General features: G+C 39.9%; 11 protein-coding genes. 3 read left to right on the plus strand and 8 right to left on the minus strand.

The genetic code is table 11. From position 1 onward, the window contains the following. Positions 1–124: 124 nt before the first annotated feature. Positions 125–1,168 carry an N-acetyltransferase DgcN family protein gene (locus ACKTT2_RS48410; RefSeq protein ID WP_407900268.1) on the minus strand — a complete coding sequence of 348 codons (1,044 nt, stop codon included), beginning with the start codon at positions 1,166–1,168 and terminating at the stop codon, positions 125–127. Beyond that, the gene (locus ACKTT2_RS48415; RefSeq protein ID WP_407900269.1) at positions 1,152–2,204 is read right to left on the minus strand and encodes a dipeptide epimerase; all 1,053 of its coding nucleotides are present in this window, start codon (positions 2,202–2,204) and stop codon (positions 1,152–1,154) included. Before ACKTT2_RS48415 ends, ACKTT2_RS48410 begins: the two co-directional genes overlap by 17 nt. A 199-nt stretch (positions 2,205–2,403) precedes the next feature. Here ACKTT2_RS48415 and ACKTT2_RS48420 point away from each other — a divergent pair, with 199 nt between their 5' ends. Further along, positions 2,404–2,955, plus strand: a complete 552-nt coding sequence (locus ACKTT2_RS48420; protein WP_407900270.1) for an NUDIX hydrolase — start codon at positions 2,404–2,406, stop codon at positions 2,953–2,955. 68 nt (positions 2,956–3,023) lie between these two features. On the opposite strand, the gene ACKTT2_RS48425 is transcribed toward ACKTT2_RS48420, so the two are convergent. From ACKTT2_RS48425 to ACKTT2_RS48435, 3 genes are all read right to left on the minus strand, one after another. Continuing rightward, positions 3,024–3,926 (minus strand): nucleoside hydrolase, encoded by a 903-nt coding sequence (locus ACKTT2_RS48425; RefSeq protein WP_407900288.1) that lies wholly within the window; start codon positions 3,924–3,926, stop codon positions 3,024–3,026. 80 nt (positions 3,927–4,006) lie between these two features. Next, on the minus strand, positions 4,007–4,927 hold the full coding sequence (gene rbsK / locus ACKTT2_RS48430; protein ID WP_407900271.1) for a ribokinase: 921 nt from the start codon (positions 4,925–4,927) through the stop codon (positions 4,007–4,009). A 139-nt stretch (positions 4,928–5,066) separates the two neighbouring features. Continuing rightward, the gene (locus ACKTT2_RS48435) at positions 5,067–5,627 is read right to left on the minus strand and encodes a sugar O-acetyltransferase (protein ID WP_407900272.1); all 561 of its coding nucleotides are present in this window, start codon (positions 5,625–5,627) and stop codon (positions 5,067–5,069) included. Positions 5,628–5,848: 221 nt separating this feature from the next. Here ACKTT2_RS48435 and ACKTT2_RS48440 point away from each other — a divergent pair, with 221 nt between their 5' ends. Continuing rightward, a complete protein-coding gene (locus ACKTT2_RS48440; protein ID WP_407900273.1) occupies positions 5,849–7,030 on the plus strand; it encodes a patatin-like phospholipase family protein in 1,182 nt (393 codons plus the stop codon). Positions 7,031–7,153: 123 nt separating this feature from the next. Here ACKTT2_RS48440 and ACKTT2_RS48445 read toward each other — a convergent pair whose 3' ends face one another. Both ACKTT2_RS48445 and folB read right to left on the minus strand, forming a co-directional pair. Further along, a complete protein-coding gene (locus ACKTT2_RS48445) occupies positions 7,154–8,257 on the minus strand; it encodes a diguanylate cyclase domain-containing protein (protein WP_407900274.1) in 1,104 nt (367 codons plus the stop codon). A 342-nt stretch (positions 8,258–8,599) separates the two neighbouring features. Continuing rightward, entirely contained in the window at positions 8,600–8,959 is a 360-nt protein-coding gene (folB, locus tag ACKTT2_RS48450) for a dihydroneopterin aldolase (RefSeq protein WP_407900289.1), read from the minus strand. 172 nt (positions 8,960–9,131) lie between these two features. Between folB and menD the strand changes: the two genes are divergently transcribed. Then, positions 9,132–10,904: a 2-succinyl-5-enolpyruvyl-6-hydroxy-3-cyclohexene-1-carboxylic-acid synthase gene (gene menD / locus ACKTT2_RS48455; RefSeq protein WP_407900275.1), complete on the plus strand. Its 1,773-nt coding sequence runs from the start codon at positions 9,132–9,134 to the stop codon at positions 10,902–10,904. A gap of 426 nt (positions 10,905–11,330) precedes the next feature. Here menD and ACKTT2_RS48460 read toward each other — a convergent pair whose 3' ends face one another. Then, positions 11,331–11,870 carry an REP-associated tyrosine transposase gene (locus tag ACKTT2_RS48460; protein ID WP_407900276.1) on the minus strand — a complete coding sequence of 180 codons (540 nt, stop codon included), beginning with the start codon at positions 11,868–11,870 and terminating at the stop codon, positions 11,331–11,333. Positions 11,871–12,480: the final 610 nt, after the last annotated feature.

Genomic DNA, 12,480 nt, shown 5'->3' on the forward strand with positions numbered 1-12,480 from the left:
CCCGTCCCACAAGATGGATAATTTATAATAGGGGATTAGTATTATTTCTTGGAAGTCCCTAATTCAAAAAATAACTCCGGAATTTCTTTGAAGATTTCATAAAAGAGTGGGTCTGCTGTCATTTCTATGCCTTTAACACAGCATCTAACAACTTAGCAGCACCAAAACGAACGGGATCTGTACAGGGAAGATGAGTTTCTGCTTCCACAGATGCGATCGCACTCTTAGCCTCTGACTCATCCAAATGCCGAGTATTCAGAGAAATCCCTGCAACGGGTACGGGTGCAAAAGCACCTCCAGCACGGGCGACAGCTTCATATAACCGAACAACTTCAGATAGAGGAGGAATAAACACGCCACCACTAGATACCTCAGTTTGTCCCGCACGATGTACGAGTATCATTTGTGTTGGTTGCGAACCGCGCATCAAGGGCAGAGTTGCTGTAGAACCGGGGTGCAGTAGCGAACCTTGTCCTTCAATATATAAAATGTCGTAATTTTTCCCATAACGCACAACCATTTGTTCCACCGCACCAGCCGCATAGTCCACTCTTACAGCATCTAGCGGTATGCCATCTCCTTCCAACATTAAACCTGTTTGCCCTGTCGCCAAAAATTTAGAGCGCAAACCTCGCAATCGCGACGCCCAGTTTAACTCCAAACTTGTTGACATCTTACCCACTGACATATCCGTTCCCACAGTCAACACTCGGCGACAGGGTAAAGTTCTTGCTATTCCAGAAGCTACACCCAGATTAGGCGGTTCTTTGCGTACATCCCAGATGACTTGTCCCGGTTTTAGCAATGCCTTTAACTCTGTCATTGTTGATAGGGGTGTATGCAAACCGTTTACTATCGACATTCCAGCCATGACAGCATCTTTGATTTCATGCCAATAATCATCCGGTACAGTACCTCCTCCAGGAGCGATACCGATAACCAAAACTTGTGGTTTGTAAGTCAGTGATTCAGCAACAGATGAGACTATCGGGACATCGCGTTTGATACCCGTTAACTCTAATAGAGATTTACCCGCACATTCGCGGTCAATTGCTGCTACTATCGAAGCTTCACTATAACGTAAAAGTGCAAGCCCCGTTTTGCCATGCCGTCCTTGGATTCCTTCATGCAATAGAATTGCGATTCTTTGATTAAGCGCCAGACGCACTGCGTTGTACCCCCAACCCTGGTAAATAGTTTGGTAACACTCTCCCCTGTTGCAAGATTGCACCTGTGAAGGGGTCATCTATAAGATTGAGATGGCTATCTAAATCTAGATAGTCAGCTAGTGGAGCAAGCTGTAGCGCTGCTGTATTGGCTAGCGTACTGTCGGAATAGCAACCAAACATCACTTGCAACCCATGCGCCCGTGCTGTGTGTACCATCCGCATTGCTTCTGTCAATCCTCCAGATTTCATCAATTTGATATTAATTCCATCTACGTAGTTTGCTAATTTAGGAATATCCGAACTCGTGAAACAACTTTCATCAACAAAGATAGGTAGAGAAGTTTGCTTCTTGAGACTGCCTAACTTTTCTTCCTGCCCTTTCTTTAGTGGTTGCTCTACATACTTTATACCCACATCAGCAAGCCAATTGCACATTTGTATCGCATCTTCCAAACTCCAACCCCCATTCGCATCAACATACAATTCTCGATCTAGTGCTTCTTCTCGCACTGCTAATAACATCTTTCGATCTGCCGCAATCCCATCCGGACTCCCCAACTTTACCTTAAAAACGCGGACATCGGTAAATTGTAACCAATCTCGCGCCCTAGCTCTTGCTCCTTCGGGAGAGTTAATACCAATAGTCACTGATGTAGGTACAATAGATTTGAGTTCTAGCCCCCACAATTGCCATAAAGGCAGTTCTACATATTTGCCCAACCAATCATGGAGGGCTATATCTAAGCCTGCTTTGGCAGATGAAGGAATATGAGATTTATTCAACACAACATCAATTGCCTGTTTTTGGAGTGGGCTAAATTGTTGTAAAATAGGCAAGCTTTGCAGTAGAGCATTCTGAATTATCTCTGTTGACTGTGGAGAAGTCCCCACGCCAAAAGGTGATGCTTCACCCCATCCTTCTATACCATCATGGGAAATCTTTACCCATACATTTGTTGTCTTTGCCGTCGTACCGCGACTGATGGTCAAAGGAAAGCGCTTGTTTACAGTGAATGTCTCTACTTCTATCTGCATAAATAAGTCAGCACAATTACAGTTAACTAGTCAGGAACGTCATTTGTCGTTTGTCATTTGTCATTGGTAAGGATTTCAGACGTATTTATATTTTCTAATGTAGTTCTTTTTATTTCCGCATAGCTACTTCATTTTATGTACAGAATAAAGTATAAAATATTTGATGTTTTATCTTTCTTTCATCCTCGACCTTATATCCATGACCAATTTACAAAAATGGAAGATTCTGAACTCAACAATGATTTTAGACCATTACTGGTGTAAAGTCAGGCGAGATAAACTACAGTTACCTAACGGTAAAATTATAGACGATTATTTTGTTAATCTGAAACAGGATGTTGCTTTAATATTACCCATTACTTGCAACAGGGAAATTATTTTTGTCCGTCAATACAGGCATGCAGTGGGTGAGTTTTTCATTGAACTTCCAGCAGGAAGTTTCGATCCAGAACAAGAAAGTGCTGAAACAGCAGCCATTAGAGAACTGCAAGAAGAAACAGGTTATCTTGCCCAACATATCACAAAAATTTCAACAATTTATGACAAACCAAGTAAAGATACCAATCAAATACATTTGTATATAGCAGAGAATGTCACAAAAGTGAGTGACCAAAGTTTAGATATTACAGAAGAAATTGAAGTTCTTTTGATTCCCGTGGAATCAGTTAGGGAAAAAATTCTCATTGGAGAAATTTGTGTTGCAGGAACTGTTGCAGCTTTGTGCTTGGGATTGAATTTTTTGAAATATTAACCGCAGCCTGTAGCAGATGCACGCGGACAATTATCTGCGTGCATCTGCTACAGGCTGCGGTTCAAAATTCATCTCGCCCACTGTTGCAGAATATAAGAGTAGAAAGCTTCTTTATCTACTTTATCCATGGCGTAAATCTTACGACCTCCAGGGACTATCTTAGTACGTCCTTGGCTGAGACCGTGCGTGACAATTTCTGTTTCCCACTCCCGGAGTTCGTAAAATTCTGGATGAGCTAGGTAAGCTGTGGCTAGCACATCCCAAAAATAATAATCTTGGGGAATGACGAGTGCATAACATTGTCCCGCTAAATCAGATACAGGATATTTTCTTTGTTTCCCCATCTTGTACACTAGATCTGATGTTACAGGTACGTTGTTGGTCAGATCTAAGGGACACACGATAATTTCGATTTGCGATCGCCACACTCTTGCAACTGAAATCGGGTCCCAGTAGGCATTCCATTCTGCCGAACCATCTTGTCCCGGTTCCCAATTTTTTTCTACATTACCTGAAACATTCAACGCCCCTCCCATCCAGACAATGCGTTGAATTTTCGCCTCCACTTCTGGTGCTGTATCGAGTGCATGAGCTACATTAGTTAGAGGTCCAGTAACCATTAAAGTGACTGGTTCTGGCGACTCTCGTAACACCCGGATCGTAAAATCTTGACCGGGTTCTGTTAGTAAGGGTGTGCGAATAGTATCATTTTGATTGAGAATTGGAAAATGGTCAACAATAAATGAATCGCGGCGGTAGAGACGAGGGAAGGGATTAATACCGCGTACAGTACTTTCAGCAACGGGAACGCGATCGCATCCCATAAGATCTAGAATTTTACGTGTAGCACTAACAGCTGGTTCCGCGTAGCAATCGGCTGGAGTAACAACGATACCAAGAGGCTGCACGTTATGCATTGTCATAAGCAACATCGTTGCTAAATAATCATCTACACCACCATCATGATCCATTAATACGAACATAATCAGTGACCAGTAATCAGTAATCAGTAATCATAACTGGTCACTGGTCACTGGTCACTGGTCACTGATTACTGGTTACTGTTAATAAAATTATCAAATGTTATTTTATCGGGAAGAGAAGCTTGTGCGCCCAGTTTTGTTGCAGTTATTGCACCTGCAGCTGCACCCCAAACCACTGCTTGATGTAATGACAATCCTTCGTGAAGTGCTGCGGCTAAACCACCATTAAATGCATCCCCTGCAGCAGTTGTGTCAACGGTACGAACTGGAAATGCAGGTACAAAGAAGGTTTCTTCTGCTGTTGCACAAACAACGCCCTTAGCACCGAGTTTTACAATGGCATTTTTGACTCCCCACTGTCTCAACACTGTCGCTGCTTCTCGTGCTGAGTCTTCTCCATCCACGGGAAAACCCACAAGTTGTTCTGCTTCAACTTCATTGGGTGTAATAATATCTACCAATGGGTAAAGTTCTTTTGGCATTTCTTTGTTTGCAGGTGCTGGATCGAGTATTACCGTCACTCCCGCCGCTTGTGCTGCTTGGGCGGCTAAAACAACGGTAGGTATGGGAATTTCAAATTGTAAAAGCAGTGTTGTGGCTTCCGGTAACACGTGTGATAACCGTTTTATATCTTCCTCATTTACCTGTCCGTTCGCACCAGGAGTAACAATAATTTGATTTTCACCTTTCAAATCTACAGCAATTAGAGCAACTCCAGAACTTACCGTTTCATCAACAAATATATTCTCAGTTTTCACTCTAGATTCTTGCAAACTACTAACGAGTTCCTCAGCAAAACTGTCTCCACCTACACGCCCTATCATATGAGTCGGAATTCCCAATCTTGCTAATGCAACTGCTTGATTTGCGCCTTTACCACCAGGTACTTTAAAAAAATCCTGTCCCAACAGCGTTTCTCCTGCAACTGGTAACCGAGGTACTGTTGCTACTAGGTCTATATTGATGCTACCAAGGACGATAATGCTCATAGTTTACAAAAGTTGCAGTGTAAGCGCGGCGTACTGAAGACAAGCGCTCATTTTTAAAATGTCCAAATTTCATATTATGCGCGAATCCACAAGTATAAGCTAAATAGTCTGTAAAGTGTCAGTAGGTAAGCTAGCACAATCAAGATAACTGCCTTATGACTCTACAAGGATTGCCAACAGCAACAACATTGGCAGGTATATCTTTTGTTACTACACTCCCCGCGCCAATAGTAGTATTATCACCAATAGTCACACCGGGACAAACAATGGCATTACCTCCAATCCAAACGTTGTTACCGATTCTAATTGGAGATGCTAGTTCCTTGCCTGAAAGCCGAATTTCTGGTTCTACTGGATGATGTGCTGTATAAATTTGAACGTATGGCGCAAATAAAACATTGTTACCTATATGAACTGTATTGCAGTCTAAAATGACACAACCAACATTCATATACAGTCCGTCTCCTGCATAAATGTTTTTACCATAATCACAGTAAAATGGTGGCGTGATATATGTTCCTTGCCCTATTTCACCGAATAATTCTTGCAAGATTTGCGATCGCTCTTCCCGTTGTTCTTCCGTTGTTGAATTATACGTTCTCAGCAACCGACTTGCCATTTTTCTCTCGTTCAAAAGTTCTATTTCTGTAGCAAGATATAGCTCACCAGAAAGCATTTTTTGTTTTTCTGTCTTTTCCATATTTAGATGTTAGTTTCTACTCTATCAATTAGATACTAAATTGATTTTTTAAAGATTCTTGTTATCTTTATATATTGCTAGAAATAGTAAATAAACTATAAGATTTTTTAAAATAAATTAAAAGACCAATATTTCCGACTTCTCAAAGAAGTCGGGGATATTATTTCTCATAAATGATTTAGTATTACTATATTATGTGTAGTTAACAAGGGAAAAAAAGTATGCCTTTTCGGATTTTAAGCTTAGATGGAGGCGGAATTCGAGGAATTGTCGCAGCAACGATGCTTGCGTCAATTGAGAAGCAGATTTCTCAACCCTTAAATGAGTACTTTCACTTAATTGCTGGAACTTCTACAGGCTCAATTTTAGCAGCAGCAATTGCCAAAGGTCTCAAAAGTGAAGATATTATTGATATGTATAGGTATAAAAGCCCAAAAATATTTCCTTACCGAAGTTTGTTTTCACTAAAAAGAATTCCATTACTACTCAAATATGGTTTATCTGCACCTAAATTTTCCAATACAGGCTTGATTGAAGTCTTGAAAGAAGTTTTTGAAGATACCAGACTTTTTGATGTTCGCTCACCGTTACTGTTGATAGTATCCTATGACACGATTGAACGAGAACCAATTATTTTTAAAAGTTGGCGACAAGACAAAGGTTATGGTAATGTCCCTTTATGGGAAGTTTGTGTATGTTCAGCATCAGCACCAACTTATTTTCCAGCATATAAACTTGAAAAAAATATATATGGCAAAGTTCAACAAGGAGATTTACAAAGTCTTGTTTTTAATCGGGATGTATCTTCAACAGAAGGCTTATATAACAAGCAAATTTTGAGAATTACTGATGGTATGGGAGAAGGTCAATCTCGTATTATAGAACAATATAGAGGAGTGACAAAGACAGCATTTCTAAATATACCTTGGAATGTTATACCTGATAACACCTCTACCTATTCAATCCAAACTATTTACTCTGCTATTGATGGTGGTGTAGCAGCAAATAATCCATCGAGTTGTGCTGTTGCTGAAGCTTTAAGGTTAGGTCATTCACTAGATGAAATTACGGTTCTCTCTTTAGGAACAGGTGATGCTACGCGAATCATTCCGTTTGAATCTGCTCGCCGATGGGGTATCTTACAATGGGCGCAACCACTTGTTAATGTTTTGTTTGATGCAACATCAGACGTTTATGAATACATCACCTATCAAGTTATTCAAAATCGTTTTTTACGGTTGCAGTTCAAACTGGATCGACATTTAACTGGTAAGCGGTTGAGTGACGATCTTGATGATGTTAGTAAAGAAAATATCAGTAATTTAATTGAAGCGACGGAGACTTATCTCCAACAAAGTGATGTGCAAGAAGCATTACAAACATTTTTACAGCTTAATCGTTAAGTGGTTGGTAGAATTAAAGATAACTAGTCAGGATTGTCATTTATTATTTGTCATTTGTCACTTGTCATTAGTAAAAGTTTCAGATATATTTACATTTTGTGTTATATTTCTGTTTATTAGTACCTATCTATTTAATTGCGGGAAATTAAACACAGCATATCGACCTTTTCCCTGAGCTTTTGCACGGTACATAGCGATATCAGCATCTCTCAGCAAACTAGAAGGGTCTTTATAAGGAAAACAATTTAAAGCAATACCGATACTCACGCCAACAAAAAGTTGTTGAGAGTTGATGGTAACTGGTAGTTTTGAAGAGCTTTGTATGCGTTGAGCAACATGAATAGCATCAGTAACATCTTTAATATCTTCTACAAGGACAACAAACTCATCACCACCAAATCGTCCTACTGTATCGCAACCACGCACGCAAGACTCCAAACGTCGGGCTGTTTCCATTAATAACCGATCGCCAACACAATGTCCAAAGTTGTCATTGATTGTTTTGAAACCATCTAAGTCTAAAAATAACACAGCAAATTGATAATTGTTACTTCTCTGACTTCGTTCAAATGCCTGTTTCAATCGTTCAAGAAATAAAGCCCGATTTGCTAATCCCGTGAGTAGATCGTAAAAAGCATTGCGAACCAGTTCTGCTTCTACCTGTTTGCGTTGAGTAATATCTTGAAAAACTAAAACAGCACCTTTGATATGACCATTATTATCGTGAATAGGCGATACACTCCCTTCAAGATGAAGTTCTCTACCGTCTTTCGCACAGAGTATACAATTTTTTGATAGGTTAACAGATATACCTTCTTGTAAAACTTGTTTTGTTAAACTCTCTATTTCTTCCTTTATCTCTTTATCAGCAAAACTTAAAATGTTTGCTAATTCGTTGTTAGTGACTTCATGTCGATCGCAAGCAGTCAGTACTTCTGCTAGTGGATTCATCATTTGGACACAACCATGAATATCAGTAATAATAACAGCACAACCCATGCTTTTTAAAATGGCTGTGAACTTTTGCTGTTCTACCTGCAAAGTTGTTTCAGCATAATGTTTATGAAGAGCCATTTCAATCGCAATATAAAGCTCTCTTGTTTTCAGTACCTCTTCTTCTGAATTAGTAATTTCTGAAACCGTGTATCCCAATTCTTGTAACTTTTGTCTAAGAGTAAATGTAAAAGTTTCTTTATCCTCAATAACTAGGATTTTAGGGCTGCACATGCTAAGATAATCCGTTGGCTAAAATTCAGATGTTACGAACGGCAATTCACTCAATGTCAATTGAGCGATCCTACAATCATAAATCTTCAAAATCACTGCGAACACTACTTTATCGAATACTTAATATCTGAGGACTTTTTTTGAGAATTTATAAACTTGTCCGGTTTAAGTAACTGCTCTTAATGTACTTAAGAGAGTATTTGGATATCATGAGTGAATTGAAGATACAGTTAGTTCAACAAAATGTTATCATCTAACTATTTATAAGTATAAAAGGTATCTTAATTAAAGAAAATATATTTCAAAGTTATTAATAGAGATGGAGTCATAGTGTTCGATTCTTCATCTTTTTTTAATTATATCGATGCTAATTTTGCCACTAAAGTCTGGAATAGGTGCTGCAGGTTTACTTAAAATGACTTGAACTTGCGTCACGCGATCGCTCAACGCCAAAATAGAATCAGCAATCGACGCTGTTAATCGTTCCACCAAAGCAAACTTTGATGTCTTCACACTATCTTGTACTAAACTGATAATACTGCGGTAATCTACGGTGTCTTCTATAGCATCAGTTTCACCCGAGCTTGAGAGATCCAGCCATAACTTCACATCCACCTCAAACCATTGTCCTAAAATTTGTTCTTCGGGTAAGTAACCCGTGTAGCCATAACTACGAATTCCTGTGAGATGAATGCAATCCATATTAAGTAATAATGTACCCTTGATAACAAACATTAGATTATCATCTCACATTTATAGAAGAAGCGATTGGGGATTGGCGATTGGGAATTGGCAATTAATTTCCCAGTCCCCATTGCCCAGTTCCCAGTCCCCAGTCCCCAGTCCCCAGTCCCCAGTCCCCAACCTCAACACAATGACAATAGATTTTAGAAACATTAACTCTGTATGGGCATCAATTGTTGCTGAAACATTGAAGCGATTGGGATTAGCCTGTGTTGTTATTTGTCCGGGTTCTCGTTCCACACCCCTAGCAGTCGCCTTTGCCCAACAATCCCCTCATCTTGAAGTTATTTCTATTCTGGATGAACGTTCTGCTGCTTTTTTTGCTCTAGGACGAGCCAAAGCAACAGGAGTTCCTGCAGCCATTGTTTGTACATCAGGAACGGCAGGAGCAAATTTTTATCCTGCTGTCATTGAAGCAAAAGAAAGTTGCGTACCGTTGTTGTTACTAACTGCCGACAGACCACCAGAGTTAAGAAATTGCCATTCAGGGCAAACTGTAGACCAGTTGAAATTATACGGCACTTACCCAAACTGGCAAGCAGAATTAGCTATACCTTCTCCAGATATGGGAATGTTAGCCTACTTACGACAAACAATTATTCAGGCGTGGGAAAAAACTCTTCATCCCGTACCCGGATCTGTACACCTGAATGTACCCTTCCGAGATCCTCTTGCACCTGTTCGGGAAGTAGAAACATTACACTCAACATCCCTAGAATTTTTACAGTCCCAATTTCAACCAGAACACTTTTTTACTCACATACCAACCCAGCTTCTAACTTCAAATACCACTTACCGCCGGGACTTCTATCCCGACGAATGGCTCAACTCCAGTAAAGGAATCATTATTGCTGGTGTTGCTCAGCCGCAAAAACCACGAGAATACTGTCATGCAATCGCCCACCTTTCTAAAATCTTAAAATTCCCAGTTTTAGCAGAGGGGCTATCTCCAGTCAGAAACCATGCCGATTTAAACCCTAACATTATTTCTACCTATGACTTGATTTTACGCGATCGCTCTCTAGCAAAACAGCTAGCACCTGAAGTAGTCATTCAAATTGGTGAAATGCCTACAAGTAAGGAGTTACGCAATTGGTTAACCGATACGTCCGGGCAGAGATGGATTATCGATCCAAGCGATCGTAATCTTGACCCCTTGCACGGTAGAACAATTCACGTGCGGATTGGTGTTGAGGAATTAGGAAGTGGGAGAGAAGGGCATTTCTCGTCATCCTCCTCGTTTTCTTATCTTGAAATGTGGTTAACAGCAGAAGCAAAAGTTAGAGAAGAAGTCAATCGAACTTTATCAGAAATGGAGGATTTATTTGAGGGAAAAACAGCTTGGTTGCTTTCTCAAACCTTACCACCAAAAACGCCCATATTTATTGCTAATAGTATGCCAGTACGGGATGTTGAATTTTTTTGGCAACCAAATTCTCTAGACTTGCAACCCTTCTTCAACCGAGGTGCAAATGGTATTGATGGTACATTATCCACTGCTTTAGGAATTGCCCATCGCCAGCAAAGTAGTGTGATGTTGACAGGGGATTTAGCTCTACTACACGACACCAATGGATTTTTAATTAGAAATAAATTTGTCGGGCATTTAACAATTGTGTTGATTAACAATAATGGAGGCGGTATTTTTGAGATGTTACCCATAGCTCAATTTGAACCACCGTTTGAAGAATTTTTTGCCACGCCTCAAGATATTGATTTTACTCAGTTGTGTGCTACTTATAATGTCAAATATGAATTGATAAGTTCTTGGAAAGAATTACAGGAAAAATTAAATCCATTACCGATGCAGGGAATTCGGGTTTTGGAATTGCGAACAAACCGCAAAGCTGATGCTAAGTGGCGTAAAGAAAATTTAGGTAAATTTCTAGCATCTGGAGTTTAGACTCAAGAACAAGAAAATACTCAGAGCGTGGGAGCATCCCAATTTGGAATAAATACCGAGCGCTTGAAATCGCGGCTATACAGACAAAACCCCCTCCGGGTTCACCAGTTCCCTGGGCGTGGGAAACCCGCTTACAGGACTGGATTCACCACCTACATGGGTTTCAATTGGAGTCTCTGAAACAAGAGCACGCTTTACTGAAATGATTCGTATTCGTTCTTCACGGTAGGTAATCACCCCTGACCCAATACTGCTCGGTCAAGAATACTCGTGTTTGTTGGGTTGAGGCGATAGCGTTACCCAACAATGTTGTCAAAATGTTGGGTTTCGTTCCTCAACCCAACCTACCTCGTCAATCTCGAATTTGATTGACAAATTATTATATACCCAACACACATGGTTGAACATTTATGCCTTATCCGAGTCCTATTGTAAGTAATATTGCTCATGACTTCCATTGCTGTTTGCTCTCCAGTTTATGGTATAAATTCCCTGCCGAACGTAACGGTGAAAACTAGAATATTCCCAATCCTTGGGTGCTACCACTAATCCATGCTTCACAGGATTATAATGAATGTACTCCAGATGATTAATAAAGTCTTTTTCATCTCGTATTTGATGTTCCCAAAAGCGACGTTGCCAAATCGCCTGCTCCTGCTTCTTTTTTCTAGATGTGGATATTTCACCGCGATAAATACTTGCACAGCGATGACTAAAATAACTTTTGACTAAACGCCAGCGTGTAGAATAGTCACAATCTCCTTCAGGTAGTGTCCAAATACAGTGTATGTGCTCGGGTAATATAGCGATCGCTTCAATTTTAAAAGGATGTTGCTCTAGCACGTATCGAAACGCATCTCTTAATAGAGAAATATTACTTGGTTCACATAAAAACTTGCGTCTGTTGTGAGTCACTATAGTAAAAAAGTATGTACCTCCATCTACTTTGACTCTACGATATTGCATTTTTTGTCTTAGGGTTATATTTTAATAATGATTTAAAAATTATCAAGTTTGTTTTAGTACAAGTCAATTGAGAAGAATACTGAAAATAGAACTTACGTAAAAACCTAGTTTTTAGGATGAAGTTTTGTTGTTTGAGATTTATTTAGAGAAAATTTCACGTAGGTTGGGTTGAGGAACGAAACCCAACAGATGACCATAGATATTAGGTTCAGCAAATTTCACGTAGGTTGGGTTGAGGAACGAAACCCAACAGATGACCATAGATATTAGGTTCAGCAAATTTCACGTAGGTTGGGTTGAGGAACGAAACCCAACAGATGACCATAGATATTAGGTTCAGCAAATTTCACGTAGGTTGGGTTGAGGAACGAAACCCAACAGATGACCATAGATATTAGGTTCAGCAAATTTCACGTAGGTTGGGTTGAGGAACGAAACCCAACAGATGACCATAGATATTAGGTTCAGCAAATTTCACGTAGGTTGGGTTGAGGAACGAAACCCAACAGATGACCATAGATATTAGGTTCAGCAAATTTCACGTAGGTTGGGTTGAGGAACGAAACCCAACAGATGACCATAGATATTAGGTTCAGCAAATTTCACGTAG

The organism is Scytonema hankhaensis NUACC26 (assembly GCF_045865695.1).
Taxonomy (GTDB): domain Bacteria; phylum Cyanobacteriota; class Cyanobacteriia; order Cyanobacteriales; family Nostocaceae; genus Scytonema.